Origin of the sequence: Brucella pseudogrignonensis (assembly GCF_031454375.1) — a bacterium.
In the GTDB taxonomy this organism is placed as follows: Bacteria; Pseudomonadota; Alphaproteobacteria; order Rhizobiales; family Rhizobiaceae; genus Brucella; species Brucella pseudogrignonensis_A.
The window spans coordinates 102,890-126,859 of the sequence record NZ_JAVDQT010000001.1; the positions used below are offsets into that span (position 1 = coordinate 102,890).

Below are 23,970 nucleotides of genomic sequence, written 5' to 3' on the forward strand. Positions count from 1 at the left end.
GAGACAGTTAGCGGCTAGTTTTGACGCATATTGAAGGTCAAGAGGCGCAAAAACTTAGATAATCGGGCATGAAGCGTTGTGCAGTCGAGGATAGCAAAATGAGCAAAACTCACGACACTGGATTTATCGGCAAAAAGTCGAGTGCTGCTGGTGGGTGGGGTGCGTTAAAAAGTTGCGGCAAGCAATTGCTGGCCAGCGGTGCGCCTTTGACAGGTGCGCGGGCACTGCTCAAAGCCAATCAGCCCGACGGTTTTGATTGCCCCGGCTGTGCATGGGGCGATCCGGAACATGGTTCGTCGTTTGAATTTTGCGAAAATGGTGTGAAGGCTGTCGCTTGGGAGGCTACCGAGCGGCGCACCACACCTAAGTTTTTCACCGATAATACGGTGTCCGAACTGCGCTCGTGGACGGATTATGCGCTGGAGAACACCGGGCGCTTGACGCATCCGATGCGCTATAATGCGGCGAGCGATAAGTATGAAGCGGTCGAATGGGACGAGGCTTTTGCGACTATTGGCAGTATTTTAAAGAGCTTTGATACGCCGGATCGCGTTGAGTTTTATACATCGGGCCGTGCCTCCAATGAGGCCGCATTTCTCTATCAGCTGTTTGTGCGTTCCTATGGCACCAATAATTTTCCTGATTGCTCGAATATGTGTCACGAGGCGAGCGGTGTCGCGCTGACACAGGCTATCGGCGTTGGCAAAGGCACTGTACTGCTTGAGGATTTCGAGCATGCCGATGCGATTTTTGTCGTTGGCCAGAATCCCGGCACCAATCATCCGCGCATGTTGGGCGATTTACGGCGCGCAGCCGAACGCGGTGCGAAGATTGTGGTTTTCAATCCTGTGCGCGAGCGCGGACTGGAACGTTTTTCCGACCCGCAGGATAAGCTCGAAATGATGCGCGGCGGCAGCGAAGCGATTGCCAGCGATTATTATCAGCCGCGTCTCGGTGGTGATATGGCGGCTTTCCGTGGCATGGCCAAGGCGGTGTTTGCGGCTGATGATGCAGCTCTCGCTAAGGGGAAGCCGTCGGTTCTTGATCGGGAATTTTTGGCGCAGCATACGGCCGAGTTTGAAGCCTATCGCAAGGCTGTTGACGCAACGACGTGGGAAGAAATCGAAGATCAGTCTGGTTTGTTGCGACAGTCGCTTGAACATGCAGCACGTATTTATATGCAGGCCGGCAAGGTGATCTGCACGTGGGCGATGGGTGTTACGCAGCATCGACATTCGGTCATCACCATTCGCGAGATTACCAATTTCATGTTGCTGCGCGGCAATATTGGTAAAACGGGTGCTGGTCTGTGTCCTGTGCGTGGTCATTCCAATGTGCAGGGCGACCGCACCGTTGGCATTAACGAAAAGCCGTCAGCGGCGTTTTTGGATGCGCTGGAGAAAGAGTTCGGTTTCAAGGTTCCGCGTGCGCCGGGACATAATGTGCTTGCTGCAATCGGCGCTATGCTGGATGGAACGGCGAAGGCCTTCATCGGGCTTGGTGGTAATTTTGCCCGCGCCACGCCGGATAGCCCGATCATTTCTAAAGCGCTGTCTTCACAACGACTGACAGTGCATATCGCCACCAAGCTCAATCATTCGCATCTGGTGCCGGGACAGGATTCGTTCATTCTCCCGTGCCTTGGGCGCACTGAGATTGATCTCAACTCCAAAGGTGTTGCGCAGATTGTGACGGTCGAGGATTCCATGAGCATGGTGCATGGGTCCGGTGGCATCAATAAACCAGCATCGCCTTTGTTGCGTTCGGAAATCGGCATTATTGCGGGAATGGCGAATGCCACGCTTGGAGCAAAGCCCGTCAACTGGCTGGCGCTGGCTGATGATTATGACTTGATCCGCAATCACATTGCGAAGGTACTGCCTGATTTCTACGATTTTAATGTGCGGGTTCGGGTGCCGCGAGGCTTCCATCTGCGCAATTCTGCACGGGAACTCGAATGGCGTACGCCAAAAGGCAAAGCGACGTTTTGGAGCGGAACATTGCCGGAAGCGGTCGAGCATCAGCAGGCGCGCGGTAAGCCGGGGCGTTACGTTCTGCAAACCTTCCGCAGTCATGACCAGTACAACACGACGATTTACGGCATGGATGATCGTTATCGCGGTGTTTATGGCGAGCGCCAGGTGGTGTTCATGAACCCTGCCGATATGTCGGATATTGGTGTTGAAGCGGGTGATCGTGCCGATATTGTTGGCGATTTCAACGATGGTGTTGAGCGCGTTGCGCGTGATTTCCGCTTTGTGCCTTATGACATCCCGCGTGGATGTATTGCTGGTTACTACCCTGAAATGAACGTGCTGGTGCCGCTTGGCAGCGCCGGTGAGGGTAGCGATACGCCGACATCAAAGTCGGTTATCGTGTCATTTCGGCCCGTGCAGGCTGTGAATGCGTGACCGACGCCACTGATTATATGGCGCTGGTCGATGCACTTGAAGTGCAATCTGGCAAAATCTCACGGCTGGGTGCGGGTATTCTTGCGGCAGCGGCACTTGAGATTGCATCGGACAGCCGCAGTTTTGCGCGAATATTGGGGGTGGCGCATGCGCTCGTGTTGCGCGAAATTGCAGCATTGAGTGCAGAGGGTGGTTATATTTCTATTCGTCAACGCGATGAGCGGACGCAGCGCACAAAGTACGCGTTAAATGCTGCTGGTGTTCGACTTATTGAGGATACACGCAGATAATTTATTCTGCTTCTTGTTTTGTCCGGAGGGTGTGCCGATATTCCGGACAATTCATAATTGGCAGTTAATGATGTTTAGAAGGCGTGCTTTCCTTAGCACTCATTTAATAGCATTGTTCGCGCCGTAGAAACAGGCGAGAACCGTTCAAATGGCTAGTGAAACTCCTCCGCTTATGCAGATAAGAAAGGTTCGTCTTCGAGCTATTGCTATGGTTCTTTTGACAAGCAGCGTTGTCGGCGGTTTTGGCTATGTTGCATATGCTGAAATGAGCGGGACAATCCCCGTTGCTGTGGTTGAAAGCACACTTGTTGATTATCAGCCGCAATTGACTTTATCGGGTGCTATTGCTGCCCGCTCGCTGGTCAATGTTTCTTTCCGCGTCAATGGACAAGTTGTCGAACGCCTTGTCGAAATCGGTCAGCATGTCGATAAGGGCGAAGTTCTCGCGCGCATCGATAATGCTGAGCAGCAAGCCAATATGCGGGTGGCACAAGCCTCGCAAGACGCAGCGCGTGCGCAGCTCGTGCAGGCCGAGGCAAGCTTCAAGCGGCAGCAGGCTTTGCTGGGGCAGGGGTTTACGACGCGCAGCCAGTTTGATCAGACACAACAGGTTCTACGCACCGCGCAAAGCACAGTATCCAACGCGGAAAGCCAGTTGAGCAATGCACGCGATGAGCTGTCTTATACTGAGCTGCGCGCCCCCGTTTCAGGTGTTGTAACGGCGCGTAACGTCGAGAGCGGGCAGGTGGTGCAGGCTGCACAGACCGCGTTTTCGATTGCTGAAGACGGCGCGCGCGATGCGATTTTCGACGTGCAGGAAACATTGGTCAATCATGCCAAGATTGGCATGGGCGTGACGCTGGGTTTGCTTTCGGATGAAGAGGTTAAGACCGAAGGCAGCATCCGCGAAATTTCCCCGGTAGTCGATGCGCAAACCGGCACTGTGCGCGTGAAGGTTGGAATTTCGGAAGTGCCTGAGCAAATGGCGCTTGGAGCAATCGTCACCGGCACCGTGCATATGGATGGGCGGGAAGTATTTATTCTGCCGTGGAGCGCGGTCACATCGGATGCCGGAAATACAGCTGTGTGGCGGATCGCTAAAGATACGAAGCTTGCAGCGCTGGTTCCTGTGCAGGTGCTTGCTTTTGAAAAAGAGCGGGTGATTGTTGCATCCGGTCTGAATGAAGGTGATCTCGTTGTGACCAAGGGTGCGCAGATGTTGCGCGCGGGTGCCCAGACAGAGATTATTCAGGGTCTTGAAGGGGCAGCAGCGCAATGAAGCCGTCTATGAAAATCTTTGGCTCTCTTGCCTTGGCGGGAACGCTTGTTGCGCTGGCAGCCTGTGGCAAGGAGGATGATAAGTCCGCAGAAGCCGCTCCTGTTCGTCCGGTGCTTTACACGATTGCTACGCCAAAGCCTGCGATACAAACCAGTTTTGCCGGTACAATCGAGCCGCGCTATTCGACGGATCTCGCTTTTCGGGTATTGGGGCGATTGATTGCGCGTCCTGTCATTGTTGGTGATCTCGTCAAGAAAGGCGAGACAGTCGCTATGCTTGATCCTACGGCACTTGATCTTTCTGTGCAGTCGGCAAAGGCCGACCTAGCAAGTGCGCAAGCACAATATGCCAATGCAGCCGCAAGTGAGGGGCGTCTTAATATTCTGCTTAAAGGCAGTAATATTTCTCAAGCGGATTATGATGCCGCAAAGCAGGCGCGTGACAGTGCGCAGGCGGGGCTTGAAAAAGCACAGGCCGGTTTGCGCAAGGCGGAAGACCAGCGTGATTATGCCGTTTTAAGTCCGGATTTTGATGGCGTAATTTCAGCCACCAATGCGGAAGTTGGACAGGTGGTTGCAGCGGGCCAAGCTGTGATGACGGTGGCGCGCCCGGATATTCGCGAAGCCGTGCTTGATATACCCGATAATATGACCGAGTTTTTTGTGGCGGGAACGCCGTTTCATGTTCAGCTTCAGGCTGATGGAAGCGTGACGGGACAGGGGACGGTTCGTGAAGTTGCACCGCAAGCGGATGCACAAACACGCACACGTCGCGTTCGCATTGCACTTGAAAATCCACCCGAAGGTTTCCGGCTTGGCGCGACCATTCGTGCAGGCCGCACACGGTCGCAGAAAGATCATGTCATCTTGCCGATACAGGCACTGGTGGAAAAAGACGGTAAAACCGCAATCTGGGTCGTTGATCCCAAAACGCAGACCGTAAGTCTCCATGATATTCAGGTTGTGGAGCGTGAGCGCGATAGTTTTATGGCCAATAATGTTGAAGCGGGTAGCTACGTGGCAACGGCTGGTGTGAACCAGCTTGAAGAAGGACAAAAAGTCCGACTGGATGCGAAGGGGAGCGGCCTGTGAAAAAAGGTTTTAATCTTTCTGACTGGGCTTTGAACCATCGTTCGCTGGTCTGGTACTTCATGCTGGTTTTTCTGGTTGCAGGCTTCGTCTCCTATCTTGATCTGGGACGCGCGGAAGATCCGGAATTTACCGTCAAGACGATGGTTGTTCAGGCAAGCTGGCCGGGTGCATCTATTGATGAGACGATGAACCAGGTCACCGACCGGCTAGAAAAGAAGCTCGAAGAGCTTGATACGCTGGATTATACGCGCAGCGTGACGACACCCGGCAAGTCGGTGGTGTTTGTGTTCTTGAAAGACACCGTGCGGAAGGAGCAAGTGACCAAGGCTTGGTCTGATGTTCGGCACATGCTGGATGACATTAAGCCGAACCTGCCGGACGGCGTTTACGGTCCTTACTACAACGATAAGTTTGGCGATGTGTTTGGCAATATTTATGCTTTTACATCGGATGGGCTATCGATGCGTCAGCTCCGCGATTATGCGGAAGATGTACGCACCAAAATTCTGACTATTCCAAGCGCTGGCAAGGTTGAGTTGATTGGCGCGCAGGATGAGGCTATCTATCTTGAGTTTTCGACGCGTCAGGTGGCAGCCCTTGGTCTCGATCAGCAGGCTATTCTGAAAGCGCTTCAGGATCAGAATGCGATTACGCCTTCGGGCGTCGTGCAAGCCGGGCCTGAACGTATCAGCGTGCGGGTGAGCGGTCAGTTTAACTCCGAAGATGATCTGCGTGCCGTCAATCTGCGCGTCAATGATCGCTTCTTCCGCCTCTCGGACGTTGCCACGATCACGCGCGGCTATGTCGATCCGCCAACAGCGATTTTCCGCGTTAATGGCGAAGATGCCATCGGTATTGCGGTTGGTATGAAGCCGAACGGTAATCTGCTGGAGTTTGGCGAAAAACTCGATGCCATGATGGATAAGGTGAAGGCCGATCTGCCGGTCGGCATCAATGTTTCCAAAGTTGCAGACCAGCCAGAAGTGGTTCAGGATGCGGTCTCAGGCTTTACCACGGCGCTGTTTGAAGCGGTGGTGATTGTTCTGGCAGTGAGCTTCATCAGCCTTGGTCTGCGTGCCGGTTTCGTGGTGTCGCTCTCAATCCCGCTGGTGCTGGCCATTACCTTCCTTGTCATGTCGCTGATGGATATTTCGCTGCAACGCGTGTCACTTGGTGCGCTGATTATCTCGCTCGGACTGTTGGTCGATGACGCAATGATTGCCGTGGAAATGATGGTGGCGCGGCTCGAGCGCGGCGATCCCATCCATAAGGCCGCGACTTACGTTTATTCGCATACAGCCTTCCCGATGCTCACAGGTACGCTTGTGACTATTGCGGGCTTCATTCCGATTGGTCTTAATTCCAGTCAGGCGGGTGAATATACTTATACGCTGTTTGTGGTGATTGCGGTTTCGCTGATCGTTTCATGGATTGTGGCGGTGTTATTTGCGCCGCTTCTCGGCGTGACGATATTGCCGAAAAAGATGAAGCATCATGAGCATAAGCCCAGCCGCTTTTTTCAAGCTTTCTCAAAAACACTGCTGCTGGCAATGCGCCATAAGTGGATCACCATTGTCTCAACGATAGCTTTGTTTGTCGTCTCGGTTTTCGGAATGGGCTTTATCGAACGCCAGTTCTTCCCGGAATCGGATCGCCCTGAACTGGTGATCGACTGGACGTTGCCGCAGAACAGTTCAATCGCCGACACCAAAGCGCAGATGGAGCGCTTTGAGGAGACGATGCTCAAGGACAATCCAGATATTGAGCATTGGAGCACCTATGTCGGACAGAGTGCAATCCGCTTCATCCTGTCGTTCGATGTGCAACCTGCCAATCCCTATTTCGGGCAGATGGTGGTGGTCGCTAAAGACGTGGAAGCACGTGATCGCTTGAAGGCGAAATTCGATGAAGTGCTGCGCAAGGATTATGTTGGAACCGACACGTTCGTGAAATTCCTCGAACTCGGACCGCCGGTCGGGCGTCCGGTGCAGTACCGTATTTCCGGGCCTGATATTCAGGAGCTGCGTGGCATCGCGCAGGATTTTGCGGGCGTCATGAGTGCGGACAAGCGCTTGGGGGTTGTCAGCTATAACTGGAATGAACCGGGTCGGGTTATTCGTGTCGATGTGATGCAGGATAAGGCACGTAAGCTTGGCATTTCATCCAAAGATATTGCAACGACCTTAAATAGCGTGGTGGGCGGTATTCCGGTCACACAAGTGCGCGATTCGATCTATCTTATTGATGTGATCGTGCGGGCGCAGAAGCATGAACGTGATTCCATCGACACATTGCAGAGCTTACAAATCGCAACGGGCAATGGCAGTTCTGTCCCGCTCGCAGCCATTGCAAATTTCCGATACGAGCTTGAGCAGCCGGTGGTTTATCGTCGCTCGCGCATTCCAACCATCACCGTTGCAGCTGGCATTAACGATAACACCATGCCGGATACAATTGTCAGCGAGTTGCAGCCTTCGGTGAATGGCTTCATCGAAAAACTGCCAGCGGGTTATTCGATTGTGACGGCGGGTACAGTTGAGGAAAGTGGCAAGAGTCAGGGACCAATTGCAGCTGTTGTGCCGCTGATGCTGTTCGTGATGGCAACGGTGCTGATGATCCAATTGCAGAGTTTTCAGCGCCTGTTCCTCGTGGTCGCCGTTGCGCCTCTTGGATTGATTGGTGTGGTCGCAGCGCTGTTGCCAAGCGGCAAACCGCTTGGCTTCGTGGCAATCCTTGGCGTGCTGGCGCTGATCGGAATTCTAATCCGCAACTCGGTTATTCTGATCGTGCAGGTCGAGGAGCATATAAGTGAGGGTATGCACCCATGGGATGCGGTTGTTGATGCAAGCCAGCATCGTATGCGACCGATTGCGCTGACCGCTGCTGCGGCAAGCCTGGCGTTGATCCCGATTGCGCGTGAAGTGTTTTGGGGACCGATGGCCTACGCCATGATGGGCGGCATCATCGCCGGAACAGCGATCACGCTTCTGTTCCTGCCAGCGCTTTATGTTGCATGGTTCCGCATCAAGGAGCCGGATGCAAAAGCGAATGAAACAGCGGTGGAGCCGCAGCCACAACATTGATATGGAGAAGGCCTGCTTTAAGTGGGCCTTTTTATTTTCGAAGAATGCTCCCACAATTTTACTCTTCACGCATTATCGACTTGATAGCGCAATCCGGTCAGTGCATTACGCATTCTGGCATGGCTGGCGCTTTATCGTGCAGTAGAAATGATGATGTAGTTACGCCTGCGTAATAAAGGAACTCCGATGCATAACTTTGTCCTGACCGTAACCTGTAAGTCCACCCGCGGTATTGTTGCCGCCATATCGGGTTATCTTTCGGGCAAGGGGTGCAATATCATTGACAGTGCCCAGTTTGACGATCTCGATACGGGTCGCTTCTTTATGCGCGTCAGCTTTATTTCCGAAGAAGGCGTGGCGCTTGATGTCTTGCGTGATGGCTTTGTGCCGATAGCTGCGCCGTTCGAGATGGACTTCGATTTCCACGACAATGCTCATCGTACGAAGACATTGCTAATGGTGTCGCGTTTTGGTCATTGCCTGAATGATCTTCTCTATCGCTGGAAAATCGGCGCGCTGCCAATTGATATTGTCGGCGTTGTGTCGAACCACTTCGATTATCAGAAGGTTGTCGTCAATCACGACATTCCGTTCCATCATGTCGCTGTGACCAAGGCCAATAAGCCGGAAGCTGAACAGCGCCTGCTGGATATTGTCGAGAATACGGGCACCGAGCTGGTGGTTCTTGCACGTTACATGCAGGTTCTGTCCGATCAGCTTTGCCAGAAGATGTCGGGCAAGATCATCAACATCCACCACTCTTTCCTGCCGTCGTTTAAGGGTGCAAACCCTTACAAGCAGGCCTATGAGCGCGGTGTGAAGCTGATTGGTGCCACGGCGCATTATGTAACCGCCGATCTTGATGAAGGTCCGATCATCGAGCAGGATGTCGCCCGTATCACGCACGCGCAGAGTGCCGCCGATTATGTGTCGATTGGCCGTGATGTTGAAGCGCAGGTTCTGGCACGCGCAGTTCACGCGCATATTCATCATCGTTCATTCCTCAACGGCAACCGTACTGTCGTATTCCCGGCTTCGCCCGGTTCCTTCGCCTCCGAACGTATGGGCTGATATTGCCGCTCTGACGGCCTGCAAATCGCGTCTTTTTGCGCTTCCGGTGCTCACGTACTCAAGTACGCTGCGCGCCGGTTCTCAAAAGCCACGATTTTCGGCACGTCATAACGACAATCTCGCTAATCTCGAATGTTGAGATAATAAAAAACCCCGCCAAAAGCGGGGTTTTCTTTTGATCTATCGTGAGACCAATTAGTCGATGTCGAAGGAAACGCCCTGTGCGAGCGGCAGAGCCTTCGAGTAGTTGATGGTGTTGGTTGCGCGGCGCATATAGCCCTTCCACGCATCCGAACCCGATTCACGACCACCACCGGTTTCCTTTTCGCCGCCGAATGCGCCGCCGATTTCAGCACCCGAAGTGCCGATATTGACGTTTGCAATGCCGCAATCCGAACCTTCAACCGAAAGGAAGCGTTCTGCTTCCTGTAGGTTCAGCGTGAAGATCGACGAGGACAGGCCTGCGCCAACTTCATTGTGACTCGCCAGCACGTCGTCGAAGTCGGAATACTTCATGACGTAAAGAATTGGTGCGAAGGTTTCTTCGAGAACCGGACCCTGCTGCTTTGGCATTTCGACGATAGCTGGGCGCACGTAGTAAGCGTTTTCATGGCCAGCGTCGACGCGTTCGCCGCCCTGTACCTTGCCGCCGTGAGCGGCTGCTTCCTTGAGTGCCTTCTGCATGTTGTCGAAAGCAACCTTGTCGATCAATGGACCAACCAGAGCTGTGGTTTCGAGTGGCGAACCAACGGTAACGCTGGCATATGCCTTCTGCAGACGTGGAACGAGAGCGTCGTAAACGCTTTCATGCACGAACAGACGACGGAGCGTGGTGCAACGCTGACCAGCAGTGCCCATTGCACCAAAAGCGATTGCGCGCAGCGCCATGTCGAGATCTGCCGATGGGCAGACGATACCGGCATTGTTGCCGCCGAGTTCGAGGATTGCACGCGCAAAACGCTTTGCAAGGCGTGGACCAACTTCGCGGCCCATGCGGGTCGAACCGGTTGCCGAAAGAACAGGAACCTTCGGGCTGTCAACGAGAACTTCACCAACAGTACGGTCGCCGAGTACAACTTCAGCCAGACCTTCTGGAGCATCGCCAAAACGCTTGATGGCGCGCTTCAGGATTGCGTCACATGCAATAGCGGTGAGCAGGGTCTTTTCCGATGGCTTCCAGACAACCGAGTTGCCGCAAACGATAGCGAGAGCGGAGTTCCATGCCCAGACAGCAACAGGGAAGTTGAAGGCCGAGATAACGCCGACAACGCCAAGCGGATGCCAGGTTTCCATCATGCGATGGCCAGCGCGTTCGGTTGCGATGGTGAGACCGTAAAGCTGACGCGACAGACCGACTGCGAAATCGCAGATGTCGATCATTTCCTGTACTTCGCCGAGGCCTTCCGAAGGAATCTTGCCAGCTTCGAGCGAAACGAGACGGCCGAGATCTTCTTTGGAAGCGCGGAGTTCTTCACCCAGAAGGCGGATCAGTTCGCCACGCTTTGGAGCTGGAACAGTGCGCCAAGCGCGGAAAGCTTCGTCAGCCTTGTCGATGATCTTGACTGCATCTTCTTTGCTGTGAGTTTTGATCGAAGCGATCTGTTCACCGGAGACCGGGCTGAAGCCAGCGAGGTCGCCCGACGTGTAAATGGCTGCGTCAACGCCAAGCTTTGAAAGCAGATCAGCGGCTTCTTTTTTCACGTCGAGTTTTTTAACAGCGGTGTTCATATTTATCCTCTTAACCTGTCTGATTATTCTGCTGCTTCAAGACCGCTCAGGCGGGCCTGTACAGCTTCGATGGATTCGCGTTCGATACGGGCATAATGCTCGAATTCATTAAGAACTTTGGCGCCAAGGTCTTCCTCGAAACGCTTCTGGTTCGGGCTTTCCACAAAATCCTGCGCGTCGTCGTCGCCCAGATTGGACTGGAAGATACCAGCGGCACTGACCGGCAGGAAGTCTTCATAGATGATCGGATCGAACTGGACTGCGCCGCCTTCGATCAGAGTTTCAATATCGGTATCAGGCTTGAATGCTGCAAGACGTGCGGCATCCTTGACCGAATAGGCGAAATAGCCAAGCGCTTCTTCACGCACGCCAGCCCATGTGTCAGGGAAAGCAGCAAAGGTGTCGCTCAGTGCCTGCACATATTCAGCCGAGTTTGAACCATCTGGCGCTGGGCGCGCAACTGCGCGGGTGTCGTTGAGCAGCTTGTCGTAAAGCGCGCGACCCTTTGGCGTTAATGCTACGCCACGCTGTTCGATTTCACCGAAACGGGCAGTGTGGGAGCCTGGTGTCCAGGTGCCGTCTGCGCTGACAAACGAAACTTCTTCTTCCAGTGCCTTGAACGAGGTCTGGCGCAGAAGGATCGGGCATTTGCGGGTTGGCGGACCTTCGACAACTGCCTTCGGGTTGATGCCGCGATCTGGCATCTGAACCTGCACGGCGTCAATGTCGAGCGTGCGTGGTGTCAGGTGGTTGATGTGCGGACCCTTGAAGGAAACAACGTCGGCGATCAGGCGATGCGCATCGTGGAGGCGATGGTAAAGCTCGGCGCTGACATTGGCATGATCGTGCCAGCGGAACGTTTCGAGCACTTCTGCAACGAAAACTTTTGCATCAGCGTCATCAAGGCCACCATTGGCTTCTGCCTTTTCGACAAGCGCAATCGCACCCGGCGTGAAGATTTGGCGCTTCGCAAGCACTTCTTCCGATTCTGCGCGCAGCTTTTCGTCTGAAATCAGATCAAGACGCAGCAACGAGGTGAAAACACGGAACGGATTGTGCTTGAGTGCTGCATCGTCGATCGGGCGGAAGGCAGTGGAATGCACTGGCACGCCAGCAGCGCTCAAATCGTAGTAGCCAACCGGGAACATGCCCATGACCGAGAAGGCGCGACGCATCATCGACAGCTCAGCGGCAGTGCCCAAACGAATTGCACCGTGACGTTCTTCGGAAATGCGTTCGAGCGAATCTGTTTCCGTCAGACGCTCATGCAGATGTGTGTCGTCTGCCAGAACCTTTGCGTTCACATCGGAGACGAGTTCCATCAATGTGCCATAAGCAGGCACTTCTTCCTTATACATGGCCGACATGGCTGCCGAAAAGGCGGAGCGAATGGCGTCCGGTGAAACGAATTTCTGCGCGTTCATTGCAAGAGCTTCCGTAGAAGTTGGATCGTCTGCTTGGGAGGTATGTTAGAAAATAAAAAACATACCGCGATTATGATGAAAATGTATCATATCAGCCGTTTTGCCGTTATGATCGCGACGAACGCAACTATGTTAATGCGAGATTGGAATGAAGCTTAGCAGGAGACTGATCCCCGACATTGCCACGCTGCAAGCGTTTGAATGTGCGGCCCGACATGGCAGTTTCACGCAGGCCGCCAACGAATTGAACCTCACGCAGAGTGCTGTCAGCCGTCAGATCAAGGATCTGGAAAGCCAGCTCGGTGTATTGCTGTTTGAGCGCATCCGCCAGCGTATTCTTTTGTCTGATGCAGGGCGCAAGTTCCTGCCGGAAGTGCGGCGTCTGCTCAATCAGACCGAGGACACGATGCTGCGCGCCATGGCGTCGGCGCAGTCGACCTCTTCATTCAGTGTAGCAACGCTGCCGACTTTTGGCACGCGCTGGCTGATGCCGCGTATTCCGGATTTCGTTGAAAAACATCCCGGCATTGCAATCAATGTAGCTTCGCGTTCCGGCGTTTTCGACTTTGAAGAACAGCCCTTCGATCTTGCCATTCATTATGGCCAGCCGGTCTGGGCACATGCGACCTGCACCTTCCTGTGTTCAGAGGTGATTGTGCCTGTTGCAAGTCCGAGCCTTCTTAAAGCGCGCCATCCGGCAACCCCGGAAGAGCTGGAAAACGAGCCGCTGCTGCATCTCGCGACACGGCCTAAAATGTGGGCGCAATGGTTTGAAAGCTGTGGCGTTGAAGGCAAGTCCGCTTATCGTGGTCACCGTTTCGACCAGTTTTCGATGGTGATCGGGGCGGCACTTGCGGGCCTTGGCTTCGCACTGTTGCCGCTTTATCTGATTGAACAGGAATTGCGTAACGGCGAACTGGTCATGCTTTTCGAGCAGCCGATGCGAACCGAGAATGACTATTATCTGGTGGTTCCGGAAGGCAAGCTTGAGAACCCGCTGACACAGGTCTTCTGTCAGTGGATCGCAGGACAGGTGGGGAACGTCGTTCTTTAGTATAGTATGGCGAACCCGAAATTCGTATCACTTTGAAGCAGTTCTCGGAGCGAATTTCGGGTTCTAAGCCATACGAGTTAAATTTTGAATCTAGTGTGGTTTACGGATTTGAAGTTCCTAAACGTGAATGCAACACAAATGATAGGAACTTCAAATCCACCACACTAGGTCATTCCCAACCGGCATGAAATGTTGCAGAAATATTGCTGTCCTTGCGACTTCCACAGCGTGAAATAGCGTGAGCGGTAAAAGCCGCCTGTTTTTCATTATACGAAATGGTAGCTTTCAATGTTGAACGATCCTCGCTCGCATGGTCTTTGGGAGAAGACCGCTCCAGCCGCACCGAAGACCACATCGCTGAAAGGCGATCTGTCTGCCGATGTGGTGATTGTGGGCGGCGGATTTACCGGCCTTTCGACGGCTTTGCATCTGGCTGAAAAAGGTACCAGTGCCATTGTGCTGGAAGGCATTGAAATCGGCTATGGCGGTTCGGGCCGCAATGTGGGCCTCGTCAATGCGGGCATGTGGGTCATGCCGGATGATCTGCCGGGCGTGCTTGGGAACCAATATGGCGACCGTCTGCTTGATGTGCTTGGCAATGCGCCGAAGCTGGTGTTTGAAATCATCGAGAAACACAAGATTGCCTGCGAAGTTGAAAAACAGGGCACGCTGCATTGCGCTGTTGGCAAGAAGGGTCTCAAGGAACTTGAAGACCGCTATGAACAGTGGGCGCGACGCGGTGCCAATGTGAAGCTGCTCAACGCGCAGGAAACCGAAGCTAAGGTCGGCACCAAGGCCTATTCCGGGTCTCTGCTTGATCTGCGCGCCGGTACAATTCAGCCGCTTGCCTATGTGCGTGGACTTGCACATGCAGCCGTTGCTGCGGGCGCTCAGATTTTTACGGGAAGCCCTGTGACCGGTGCCAGCGAACAAAACGGCAAATGGGTGGTCAAGACTGCTTCCGGCACGGTTACGGCTGACTGGATCGTGGTTGCAACCAACGCCTATACTAATGTGCCATGGCCGGAAGTGCGCGCCGAGCTTGTGCACCTTCCATATTTCAACATGGCCACTAAGCCTCTCTCGGACAATATTAAGCGTTCCATTTTGCCGGAGCGTCAGGGCGCATGGGACACCAAGGAAGTTTTGTCGTCTTTCCGCTTTGACCAGCAGGGCCGTCTTGTGTTTGGCAGCGTCGGTGCGCTGCGCAATACGGGTGCGAGTGTGCACAAGGCTTGGGCGAAGAAGTCGCTCAAGCGTCTATTCCCGCAGATTGGTGAAGTGGAATTTGAATCGGAATGGTATGGCAAGATTGGTATGACCAATGACAGCCTGCCGAAGTTCCATCGCCTCGCACGCAATGTTGTGGGCTTCTCCGGTTATAATGGTCGTGGCATTGCGCCGGGAACCGTTTTTGGCAAGCATCTTGCGAAGCTGGTTTCAGGCGAGATCGGGGAGGCTGATCTGCCGCTGCCGGTTAGCGATCCGAAGGAGCAGAGTTTCCGCGGCCTGCGCGAAGCTTATTATGAAGCAGGCGCTCAGGTAGCACACGCGGCTGAGATAATTATCTGAAGCAAAGCATGTCTCCCAAAAGTGGGAACCGCCTTCACAGGGAAATCAGTCCACTGGACTGATTTCTGATCCTGCTGCGATGGGATAAAGACATGCGTTAATGCCTAAAGCTGTCATATAATTGAAGTCTAAGTCCTTTATGGCATCCGCATCGCTTCCGGAGTGGAAGAGATGCGGAAGGTAAAATGATCATTGGATCAATGCCCTTCTGCGGATCAAAATCTGCCGGAGGGCATTTTGCTTTCTGAAATCAGTTCCGATTTTCTGGCAGATGTTTTAGAGATTTGTTTGACAGGTGAGTCATGAACAGGAATGATCGCGCTTCTCGATATGACAGTATCTGCGCCATTTCAGCTCGTATGCAGCGTAATCACGCTGGAGCAGCGGCACATGCTGCTGAAAACCACACAGAAATTCGAGGAAAGAACGCCATGACCAAGATGCTGAAGCGCGCTACGGCAATTCCTGCTCTTCTTGCTCTGTCTATTGTTGTTGCGCAGGCTGATACATTGACGCTTTATACGTCACAGCCAGAAGCTGATGCGACCAAGACGGTCGAAGCTTTCCGCAAAGCCAATCCGGACACGGATGTGCAGATTTTCCGTTCGGGAACGAGCGAACTCCTCACCAAGCTTGCTGCCGAATTTTCGGCTGGCGCGCCTCAGCCTGACGTTCTGCTGATCGCCGATGCCGTGACGATGGAAGGTCTCAAGAAGGACAAGCGCCTTCTTCCTTACACCGACGCCAAGGTCGATGGCTTTTCTGCTGATAGCTACGACGCTGACAAGACTTATTTCGGCTCCAAGCTGATCACCACCGGCATTGCGTACAATACTGGCGCTGCGCAAAAGCCTGAACATTGGGCCGATCTCGCAAAGGCCGACTATAAGGGCCAGGTTGTTATGCCAAGCCCGCTTTATTCGGGTGCTGCGGCCTATCTCCTGAGCGGTTTCACGCTCGATAAGGATCTTGGCTGGGATTATTTCAACAACCTCAAGACCAATGAACTTGCAAGCGTCAAGGGCAATGGCGCGGTTCTGAAATCGGTTGCCAGCGGTGAAAAGCCATATGGCATTCTCGTGGACTTCATGGCGCTCAATGCCAAGGCCAAGGGCTCGCCGATTGAGTTCGTCTTCCCGTCGGAAGGTGTTCCAGCCGTAACTGAGCCAGTTGCGATCATGGCAACTGCCAAGAACGTCGATGGTGCCAAGAAGTTTGTTGATTTCATTCTGTCGGATGATGGTCAGAAGCTGGCGCTTGAGCAGGGCTATTTGCCTGCTAAGGAAAGCGTTGGCCGTCCTGCATGGTTGCCGGAAGGCACCAAGATCAACATCATGACGATTGATACCCAGAAGGTTCTCAATCAGACCGATGCCGACAAGAAGCAGTTCTCCGAGCTGTTTGGCGGATAATTAGCTAATATGCGCATGTTTCGAGATCTTCAGGGCCGTGATGCGGCCCTGATTGTTGGTGTAACGCTGATTGTTGCGGTGCTGTCGCTTTTGCCGTTGGCGCGTCTGGTCGTCGAACTTGTTGCACCACAGGGACAATTTTCGACATCGGTACTCACTGAAACGCTCAGCAGCCGCTCGACATGGATTGCCACTTGGCATTCGCTGCAGATCGGGATTGGCGGCACGCTGCTGGCGTTGGTGTTTGGCATTGTTGCGGCGTTGCTCGTCGGCCTCACAGACATGCGCGGGCGCAATGTCTTTGTGCTATTTTATGTGACCCCGCTGCTGATCGCCCCGCAGGTAACAGCTCTGGCGTGGCTCCAGCTTTTCGGGCCTTCCAGCCAGTTCCTCAAGATCATTGGCATGGCGCCACCGCTTGGCAGCCGCAATCCGCTGTATTCGGTCTGGGGCATTATCTTTTTGCTGGGCGTGCAATATGGACCGCTGGTCTTTCTGATTGTGCGCGCTGGTCTGCGCAAGCTTCCACGCGAGCTGGTGGAAGCGGGTCTGAGTGCCGGTGCGAGCAAATGGACTGTTTTGCGCACCATCATTCTGCCGCTGATGACACCATCGATCATTGGTGCTACGGCGCTGGCGTTTGTGTCGTGTGTTGGCAATTTCGGCATCCCGGCGTTTCTGGGGATTCCGTCGAATTACCTCGTTTTGCCAACACTGATTTATCAGCGCCTTGCGGGTGGTGGGCCAGCGGTGCTCTCCAGCGTCGCGGTGCTTTCTGTGCTGATCGGTCTGATCGCCATGGCAGGGATCGCAGCACAGGATTATGCCTCGCGCCGTCGTGATTTCCGCATTGTTTCAACGTCGCTTCCAGCTGCACCTTTTGCGCTTGGCGTATGGCGTATTTGGGCGGAACTGGCTGCGTGGCTGTTGATCGTGATCGTGCTGTTTCTGCCGCTGATTGGTTTGACGCTTTCAGCACTGGTTCCGGCCTATGGCGTGCCGCTTACATTTGCGACAGCAACGCTTGAAAATTTCCGCTTTGTCATGCTCGAACACAGCGGTTCAGCCCGGGCTTTTGGCAATAGCCTGATGCTGTCCTTTGCGGCGGCGGTGTTCGCGGTGCTGGTCGCGGTTCCGCTTGCTTATATGTTGGCATGGCGCAAACGGCGCTGGACGCCGATCCTTAATTTTGCAGCCGAGATGCCCTATGCGTTACCGGGTGTCGTGCTGGCTATTGCTTGCCTGCTGATGTTCTTAAAGCCGCTGCCGGTGGTGGGTGTCAGCCTTTACAACACGCTCTGGATCATCCTGTTTGCCTATCTTGCGCGCTTCTTCGTGCTGGCGCTGCGGCCAACGGTTGCTGGCCTTCACCAGATTGACCGTGCGCTGGAAGAAGCCGCGCGAATTGCAGGCGCCGGTCTTTTCTATCGCCTCAGGACCATTATATTTCCTCTTGTCGCACCAGCGACGCTTGCAGGCGGTGTGCTCATTTTCATGACCGCTTTCTGTGAGCTGACGGTTTCAGCGCTTCTCTGGGCGTCGGGATCGGAAACGCTGGGCGTGGTGATGTTTTCTTTTGAACAGGCGGGCGATTCCGCCTATGCGGCTGCCATATCCATTTTGGCCGTTGCGGTGACATTCATGCTGATGCTTGCAACAAATCTGTTTGCGCGGCGTCTTCCAAACGGGGTGCTGCCATGGCGCGACTGAAAATCGCTTCTGTTTCCAAGGCCTTCAACGAGTTTCAGGCCCTGTCTGAAGTGTCGCTCGATGTGAAGGACGGCGAGTTCGTTGCCATTCTCGGACCATCGGGCTGCGGTAAGACCACGCTTCTGCGGATGATTGCTGGTTTTGAAGAGGTTGACGGCGGCGAAATCCATATTGGAGACAGCCGCGTTTCCCATGTTGACGGTAACGTGCCACCGGAAAAGCGGCAGGTTGGCATCGTCTTCCAGAATTATGCGCTTTGGCCGCACATGACGGTCGCTGAGAATGTCGGCTATAGTCTGCGAGTGGCAAAGGTTGCCAAAGCCGAGCGCGAGGACCGCGTTCGCCAAGCGCTGGCGTTGGTCGATCTGGACGGGTTTGGTGATCGCCGCCCGGCCAATCTTTCGGGTGGTCAGCGGCAGCGTGTGGCTTTGGCGCGGTGTCTCGTGGCAGCACCTTCGCTGGTGCTGTTTGACGAACCACTTGCCAATCTCGATGTACATTTGCGTGCTTCGATGGAAGACGAGTTTGCGGCTTTCCACAAGCGCACCGGTACGACGATTATTTACATCACGCATGACCAGGCTGAAGCCATGGCGCTTGCTGACCGGATTGCGGTGCTTGATCATGGCAAGCTTCAGCAGTTCGATACACCACGTAAGCTTTACGAAGAACCGGCCAGCGAAATGGTCGCGTCCTTCATCGCGCATGGCATGGTTCTGCCTGCGGAGGTCGTGTCCTTTGCGCAAGCGGGACATTGCGAGGCGCTGGTGCTGGGAAGCCGTGCTGAGGTGCGTTGTTCCGGCATTGAAATGCCGCGTGCCAATGCGCAGCTCTGCGTTCGCGCAGAAGATCTGGCATTGACCGAAACCGGCGGCATCCCTGTGCGGGTCAAACGTTCAGTCTATCGCGGTGGCGGTTCGCGCATCGAGGCGCATCCGCTCACCAAGCCAGATATTCACCTGCATTTTGAAGTACGCGATCCGGTGAGACTGGAAGAAGGCGATGAGGTTCGCATCGCTATTCGCGGTGGCTGGATTATTCCCACCGATGAAATGCCGGTGAGAAAAGTCTCAACCGGCTTTCCAATCGGCAACAAGATCTGAATGTGAAAAGGGCGGCTTTTGTAGCCGCCCTTTTTCTTATTTTTTCTTCATCGCTTCCAGAAGGGCTGCACCGAAACCGCCGGTTGACGGCTGTTCCTGTTTGCGCGGGGTGAAGTTTTGCTTCTGTGCAGGTTTCGTGTCGCGCTGCGCATTGTTGCGTGGGGCAGGGGCTTGGCCACCGTCTTTGCGCCCGGTGGCTTCGCCACCATCTTTACGCATTGTGAGGCCAATGCGTTTGCGTGGCACATCCACTTCCGTCACGCGCACCTTCACCACATCGCCAGCCTTGACCACTTCATGCGGGTCTTTGACAAACTTATCAGCGAGCTGCGAAACATGGACAAGTCCGTCCTGATGCACACCGATATCGACAAAGGCACCAAAGGCCGCAACGTTTGTGACGGTGCCTTCCAGCATCATGCCGGGTTTCAGGTCCTTAATGTCATCGATGCCATCGGCAAAGGTCGCGGTTTTGAATTCAGGACGGGGATCGCGGCCCGGCTTATCAAGCTCGGCGATAATGTCACGCACGGTTGGCAGACCAAAACGCTCATCGACAAAGACGCGCGGATCGAGGCTTTTAAGTGCTGCGCTATCACCCATGAGGCTGCGCACATCGCGGCCGCAGGCGGAAACGATCTTTTTGGCAACGCCATAGGCTTCCGGGTGAACGGAGGACGCATCAAGCGGCTCGGTGCCGTTGGCGATACGCAGGAAGCCTGCGCATTGTTCAAAAGCGCGGTTGCCGAGGCGGGCGACTTTCAGAAGTTCCTTGCGGTTCTTGAAGGCGCCGGCGTCATCGCGATGCGCAACAATTGCTTCGGCGAGCGACTTTCCCAGACCCGATACACGCGCCAGCAGTGAGGCAGATGCCGTGTTGAGATCAACGCCGACAGCGTTCACCGCATCTTCGACCACTGCATCGAGCGAACGCGCCAGACGGGACTGATCGACATCATGTTGATATTGGCCAACACCGATGGATTTTGGCTCGATCTTGACGAGCTCCGCCAGTGGGTCTTGCAGGCGGCGGGCGATGGAAACGGCACCACGCAGCGATACGTCGAGCTGCGGAAATTCGTTCGCTGCTGCCTCTGACGCCGAATAGACTGATGCACCTGCTTCCGACACGATGACTTTGAGCGGTTTTGGCGCTGGCAGGTCGTTGAGCATATCCACGACAAGACGTTCGGTTTCGCGACTGCCTGTGCCGTTGCCAATCGCAATCAGCTCGATCTTGTGTTTGCGGATCAGGCTTGCAAGCTCGGCTTGTGCGCCGCGCACATCGTTCTTTGGCGGAAACGGATAGACCGTGGTTGTGTCGAGCAGTTTGCCAGTGCCATCGACGATTGCGACTTTGACGCCGGTGCGGATACCCGGATCAAGGCCCATGGTGGCACGCGAACCGGCAGGGGCTGCGAGCAGCAGGTCTTTGAGGTTGCGGGCGAAAACGTTGATGGCTTCTTCCTCGGCGCGTTCACGCAGGTCGCGCATGAGGTCGAGTGACAAGGAGAGCGAGAGCTTGACGCGCCATGCCCAGCCTGCAACTTCCATCAGCCAGCGGTCGCCGGGCAGGGTTGCGCCGATATTATAGGCGGCTGCAATTTTGCGTTCGACCGGCTTTACGGGCGAGGTGTCGTCGGCGTCGATTTCAATGTCGAGCGACAGAAAATCCTCGTTGCGACCGCGCAGCATCGCCAGAGCGCGGTGGCCTGCAACATTTGCCCAGCGTTCAAAATGATCGAAATAATCGGAGAACTTAGCGCCTGCGTCCTGTTTTCCATCCACAACGCGGGAGCGCAGAACAGCGCGTTCTTTGAGATAATTACGCAGATTGCCGATCAGTTCAGCATTCTCGGTGAAGCCTTCAGCGATGATGTCGCGCGCGCCTTCAAGGGCTGCTTTGACATCGGCAACGTCGCCCGTAACATACTGCGCGGCAATATCCGCTGGAACCAGCCTGCGGTCACTCAGAACAGCTTCGGCAAGCGGGCCAAGACCACGTTCGCGGGCGATTTCCGCTTTGGTGCGACGCTTCGGCTTATAGGGAAGATACAGGTCTTCTAGCTCGGCCTTGGTCTGGACGCCTGCGATTTTCAGCTCCAGTTCCGGCGTCAGCTTTTCCTGCCCGCGGATCGATTCCAGAATGGAAGTGCGCCGTGCTTCAAGCTCACGCAGATAAGAAAGTCGCTCATCCAGCGTGCGCAATTGCGTGTCGTCAAGTCCGCCGGTGACTTCCTTGCGGTAACGGGCGACGAACGGCACAGTCGAGCCTTCATCGAGAAGACCAATGGCTGCTATGGCCTGTTCGGGCTTTGCGTTGATCTCCGCTGCAATGATTGCGGCAATGCGCTTAATATCGTTGGCCATATTCATTCCAATCTCAAATCTTTACGCGAACATAGTCGGATAGGTTTTTGACGCAATCACGACCGCCATAATGGTCCACAGGAAAGCATGTATATTCTTTGTTCACGCGCCTGTGAACGCGTAGGGTCTTTTAAAATCGGAATTGAGCGATACATATATCGTGAAATGACGATATGAATGAAGATCAGCGAGGTGACCATGATGTCGGACATTCAATCTGTAGCAACGGCTATGCCGTTGGACGAGATACTCAAGGCACTTGGCCATCCAGTTCGTCTCGACATTTTAAGCTGGCTTAAGCAGCCCGAGAAGCACTTCTCCGCTCAGCACATGTCTTTGGAGATGGGCGTGTGCGCCGGTCAGTTTGAACGGTGTGGCCTGTCGCAATCCACCGTTTCTGCTCATTTGTCCGTGCTGACGAAAGCGGGGCTGATTACGCCCCACCGCGTTGGCCAATGGACCTTCTACAAACGCGATGAGGAGGCGATTGCCGCCTTGCTCAAATCACTGTCCGATCTTTAATCCCATTTGCCCAATCGTTCCCACTTGAAGGAAATGTATCTATGGCCACATTGTTCGATCCCGTTACCGTCGGCGATCTCAAACTTGCCAACCGTATCGTTATGGCACCGCTGACGCGCAATCGCTCGCCCCGCGCTGTGCCAAACGACCTCAACGTCACCTATTATGAACAGCGCGCAAGTGCTGGTCTCATCATCACCGAGGCAACGCCGATCAGCCATCAGGGGCAGGGCTATGCGGATGTGCCGGGCCTTTATTCGGACGAGCAGCTTGCAGGCTGGAAGCGCGTCACGGACGCTGTTCACAGCGCAGGCGGCAAGATCGTCGTGCAGATGTGGCATGTGGGTCGTATTTCGCACGACAGCCTGCAGCCAAATGGCGGCAAGCCGGTAGCGCCTTCGGCCATCACGGCCAAGTCGAAGACCTATCTCGTGCATCCTGACGGCACTGGCGAATTTGCACCAACCTCAGAGCCACGCGCGCTTGAAAAGAGCGAGCTTCCAGAAATCGTTGCGACCTATGCCAAGGCTGCAAAGGATGCGGTTGAAGTGGCTGGTTTTGACGGTGTCGAAATCCACGCTGCAAACGGCTATCTGATCGACCAGTTCCTGCGTTCGGACAGCAATCACCGTACCGACGAATATGGCGGCTCCATCGAAAACCGCGCACGCTTCCTGTTTGAAGTGGTCGACGCAATCACCAAGTCGGTTGCGCCGGGCAAGGTTGGCATTCGTCTTTCGCCAGTAACGCCTGCCAATGACGCATCGGATTCCGATCCACAGCCGCTGTTTGACTATGTGCTCGAAAAGCTTGCCTCTTACGGTCTTGCCTATATTCACATCATCGAAGGTGCGACCGGCGGTCCACGCGATTTCCAGCAGGGTCCGCAACCATTCGATTATGCGCGCCTTAAGCAGGTTTATCGCGATGCCGGTGGTGAAGCTGCCTGGATGGTCAATAATGGCTATGATCGCGAACTGGCTGAACAGGAAATCGAAAGCGGTCGCGCTGATGTGGTTGCCTTTGGCAAGCCGTTCATCTCGAACCCTGATCTTGTGCGCCGCTTAAAGGACAATGCTCCGCTCAATGAGCTGGATCAGCAGAATATGTATGGCGGTGGTGCTAAGGGATATACGGATTATCCAGTCCTCGCCTAATAGAAGTGAAAAAAGCCGCCATGCCGGTCTGCAAATGGCAATTTGTCTGCGTTCCGATGCTCATGTACTAAAAGTACACTCCGCTTCGGTACTCGAAGATCACTATTTTCGCCACGGTCTGCCGCTTTTTAACTCAGACATTTATTCATAAAATAAAAAGCCCGGCGAATTGCCGGGCTTTTTATTTTCAAAGTCTCGCGCGCGTCGAGCGCGGTGTCGCCAACAAAAGATTGGTTTCGCTGGCCTTGATCCCCGGCACCAGCCGGATACGACGCAAAACGGCATCGAAATCCGCCAACGTTGCAGCGCCCAATTCCACAACCAGATCAAAACGACCATTGGTGGTGTGGATGGCGGAAATTTCCGAGAAGCCACCAAGTGATTTCACCACGCGGTCGGCCACATGGCCTTCGATTTCGATCATCATGATACCGCGAACGGGAAGATCAACAGCGTCGGAGCGCAGGATCACCGTATAGCCGATAATGTCACCAGACTGCTCCAGCTTTTCCATTCGCGCGCGAACCGTGGCGCGTGAAACGCCCAGATCAATAGCGACATCGGAAATGCTGCGGCGGCCATTATGACGTAAAAGCGTGATGAGCTTTTCATCCAGATCGTCCATGTTTTCTCCATTTTGAAAAGCCAATCCGACATTCTGATAAACCAAACCGTTAAAATTGCCAATCCGGT

At 54.4% G+C, this 23,970-nt stretch carries 17 protein-coding genes; 13 read left to right on the forward strand and 4 right to left on the reverse strand.

Annotated features, from left to right (window positions below; translation table 11 throughout):
* Positions 1 to 98 precede the first annotated feature (98 nt).
* The 6 genes from J2782_RS00510 to purU all read left to right on the forward strand — a co-directional run bounded on the left by J2782_RS00510 (position 99) and on the right by purU (position 9,225).
* A complete protein-coding gene (locus J2782_RS00510) occupies positions 99 to 2,411 on the forward strand; it encodes an FdhF/YdeP family oxidoreductase (RefSeq protein ID WP_310009668.1) in 2,313 nt (770 codons plus the stop codon).
* A gap of 17 nt (positions 2,412 to 2,428) precedes the next feature.
* Positions 2,429 to 2,701 carry a hypothetical protein gene (locus J2782_RS00515; protein WP_310011017.1) on the forward strand — a complete coding sequence of 91 codons (273 nt, stop codon included), beginning with the start codon at positions 2,429 to 2,431 and terminating at the stop codon, positions 2,699 to 2,701.
* A 208-nt stretch (positions 2,702 to 2,909) separates the two neighbouring features.
* Positions 2,910 to 3,980, forward strand: a complete 1,071-nt coding sequence (locus J2782_RS00520) for an efflux RND transporter periplasmic adaptor subunit (RefSeq protein ID WP_404989599.1) — start codon at positions 2,910 to 2,912, stop codon at positions 3,978 to 3,980.
* A gap of 8 nt (positions 3,981 to 3,988) precedes the next feature.
* Positions 3,989 to 5,071 (forward strand): efflux RND transporter periplasmic adaptor subunit, encoded by a 1,083-nt coding sequence (locus tag J2782_RS00525; RefSeq protein WP_404989581.1) that lies wholly within the window; start codon positions 3,989 to 3,991, stop codon positions 5,069 to 5,071.
* The gene (locus J2782_RS00530) at positions 5,068 to 8,154 is read left to right on the forward strand and encodes an efflux RND transporter permease subunit (protein WP_310009672.1); all 3,087 of its coding nucleotides are present in this window, start codon (positions 5,068 to 5,070) and stop codon (positions 8,152 to 8,154) included. Before J2782_RS00525 ends, J2782_RS00530 begins: the two co-directional genes overlap by 4 nt.
* Before the next feature lie 186 nt (positions 8,155 to 8,340).
* Complete coding sequence (purU, locus tag J2782_RS00535) at positions 8,341 to 9,225, forward strand: formyltetrahydrofolate deformylase (protein ID WP_310009673.1); 885 nt, start codon at positions 8,341 to 8,343, stop codon at positions 9,223 to 9,225.
* A gap of 195 nt (positions 9,226 to 9,420) precedes the next feature.
* On the opposite strand, the gene amaB is transcribed toward purU, so the two are convergent.
* Both amaB and hglS read right to left on the reverse strand, forming a co-directional pair.
* Positions 9,421 to 10,953: an L-piperidine-6-carboxylate dehydrogenase gene (amaB, locus tag J2782_RS00540; RefSeq protein ID WP_007876181.1), complete on the reverse strand. Its 1,533-nt coding sequence runs from the start codon at positions 10,951 to 10,953 to the stop codon at positions 9,421 to 9,423.
* Positions 10,954 to 10,976: 23 nt separating this feature from the next.
* Entirely contained in the window at positions 10,977 to 12,377 is a 1,401-nt protein-coding gene (gene hglS, locus J2782_RS00545; RefSeq protein WP_310009674.1) for a 2-oxoadipate dioxygenase/decarboxylase HglS, read from the reverse strand.
* Between the two features lie 148 nt (positions 12,378 to 12,525).
* Between hglS and J2782_RS00550 the strand changes: the two genes are divergently transcribed.
* The 5 genes from J2782_RS00550 to J2782_RS00570 all read left to right on the forward strand — a co-directional run bounded on the left by J2782_RS00550 (position 12,526) and on the right by J2782_RS00570 (position 19,228).
* Complete coding sequence (locus J2782_RS00550) at positions 12,526 to 13,431, forward strand: LysR family transcriptional regulator (RefSeq protein ID WP_007876178.1); 906 nt, start codon at positions 12,526 to 12,528, stop codon at positions 13,429 to 13,431.
* A 288-nt stretch (positions 13,432 to 13,719) separates the two neighbouring features.
* On the forward strand, positions 13,720 to 15,003 hold the full coding sequence (locus tag J2782_RS00555; RefSeq protein WP_310009675.1) for an NAD(P)/FAD-dependent oxidoreductase: 1,284 nt from the start codon (positions 13,720 to 13,722) through the stop codon (positions 15,001 to 15,003).
* A gap of 431 nt (positions 15,004 to 15,434) precedes the next feature.
* Complete coding sequence (locus J2782_RS00560; protein WP_310011019.1) at positions 15,435 to 16,415, forward strand: ABC transporter substrate-binding protein; 981 nt, start codon at positions 15,435 to 15,437, stop codon at positions 16,413 to 16,415.
* A 9-nt stretch (positions 16,416 to 16,424) separates the two neighbouring features.
* Positions 16,425 to 18,125: an ABC transporter permease gene (locus J2782_RS00565; RefSeq protein ID WP_310009677.1), complete on the forward strand. Its 1,701-nt coding sequence runs from the start codon at positions 16,425 to 16,427 to the stop codon at positions 18,123 to 18,125.
* Positions 18,113 to 19,228, forward strand: a complete 1,116-nt coding sequence (locus tag J2782_RS00570) for an ABC transporter ATP-binding protein (protein WP_310009678.1) — start codon at positions 18,113 to 18,115, stop codon at positions 19,226 to 19,228. The genes J2782_RS00565 and J2782_RS00570 overlap by 13 nt, the downstream gene beginning before the upstream one ends.
* A gap of 36 nt (positions 19,229 to 19,264) precedes the next feature.
* On the opposite strand, the gene J2782_RS00575 is transcribed toward J2782_RS00570, so the two are convergent.
* Complete coding sequence (locus J2782_RS00575; protein ID WP_310009679.1) at positions 19,265 to 21,598, reverse strand: Tex family protein; 2,334 nt, start codon at positions 21,596 to 21,598, stop codon at positions 19,265 to 19,267.
* Positions 21,599 to 21,829: 231 nt separating this feature from the next.
* Here J2782_RS00575 and J2782_RS00580 point away from each other — a divergent pair, with 231 nt between their 5' ends.
* Both J2782_RS00580 and J2782_RS00585 read left to right on the forward strand, forming a co-directional pair.
* Positions 21,830 to 22,120 carry an ArsR/SmtB family transcription factor gene (locus J2782_RS00580; protein ID WP_404989600.1) on the forward strand — a complete coding sequence of 97 codons (291 nt, stop codon included), beginning with the start codon at positions 21,830 to 21,832 and terminating at the stop codon, positions 22,118 to 22,120.
* Positions 22,121 to 22,161: 41 nt separating this feature from the next.
* A complete protein-coding gene (locus J2782_RS00585) occupies positions 22,162 to 23,277 on the forward strand; it encodes an alkene reductase (RefSeq protein ID WP_310009681.1) in 1,116 nt (371 codons plus the stop codon).
* Between the two features lie 187 nt (positions 23,278 to 23,464).
* On the opposite strand, the gene J2782_RS00590 is transcribed toward J2782_RS00585, so the two are convergent.
* Entirely contained in the window at positions 23,465 to 23,902 is a 438-nt protein-coding gene (locus J2782_RS00590; RefSeq protein WP_250038707.1) for an Lrp/AsnC family transcriptional regulator, read from the reverse strand.
* Positions 23,903 to 23,970 lie beyond the last annotated feature (68 nt).

Coding starts and splice junctions, on each gene's coding strand:
- J2782_RS00510 (WP_310009668.1), top strand. CDS start 99: ATGAGCAAAACTCACGACACTGGATTTATCGGCAAAAAGTCGAGTGCT.
- J2782_RS00515 (WP_310011017.1), top strand. CDS start 2,429: ATGGCGCTGGTCGATGCACTTGAAGTGCAATCTGGCAAAATCTCACGG.
- J2782_RS00520 (WP_404989599.1), top strand. CDS start 2,910: ATGGTTCTTTTGACAAGCAGCGTTGTCGGCGGTTTTGGCTATGTTGCA.
- J2782_RS00525 (WP_404989581.1), top strand. CDS start 3,989: ATGAAAATCTTTGGCTCTCTTGCCTTGGCGGGAACGCTTGTTGCGCTG.
- purU (WP_310009673.1), top strand. CDS start 8,341: ATGCATAACTTTGTCCTGACCGTAACCTGTAAGTCCACCCGCGGTATT.
- amaB (WP_007876181.1), bottom strand. CDS start 10,953: ATGAACACCGCTGTTAAAAAACTCGACGTGAAAAAAGAAGCCGCTGAT.
- hglS (WP_310009674.1), bottom strand. CDS start 12,377: ATGAACGCGCAGAAATTCGTTTCACCGGACGCCATTCGCTCCGCCTTT.
- J2782_RS00550 (WP_007876178.1), top strand. CDS start 12,526: ATGAAGCTTAGCAGGAGACTGATCCCCGACATTGCCACGCTGCAAGCG.
- J2782_RS00555 (WP_310009675.1), top strand. CDS start 13,720: ATGTTGAACGATCCTCGCTCGCATGGTCTTTGGGAGAAGACCGCTCCA.
- J2782_RS00560 (WP_310011019.1), top strand. CDS start 15,435: ATGACCAAGATGCTGAAGCGCGCTACGGCAATTCCTGCTCTTCTTGCT.
- J2782_RS00565 (WP_310009677.1), top strand. CDS start 16,425: ATGCGCATGTTTCGAGATCTTCAGGGCCGTGATGCGGCCCTGATTGTT.
- J2782_RS00570 (WP_310009678.1), top strand. CDS start 18,113: ATGGCGCGACTGAAAATCGCTTCTGTTTCCAAGGCCTTCAACGAGTTT.
- J2782_RS00575 (WP_310009679.1), bottom strand. CDS start 21,598: ATGGCCAACGATATTAAGCGCATTGCCGCAATCATTGCAGCGGAGATC.
- J2782_RS00580 (WP_404989600.1), top strand. CDS start 21,830: ATGCCGTTGGACGAGATACTCAAGGCACTTGGCCATCCAGTTCGTCTC.
- J2782_RS00585 (WP_310009681.1), top strand. CDS start 22,162: ATGGCCACATTGTTCGATCCCGTTACCGTCGGCGATCTCAAACTTGCC.
- J2782_RS00590 (WP_250038707.1), bottom strand. CDS start 23,902: ATGGACGATCTGGATGAAAAGCTCATCACGCTTTTACGTCATAATGGC.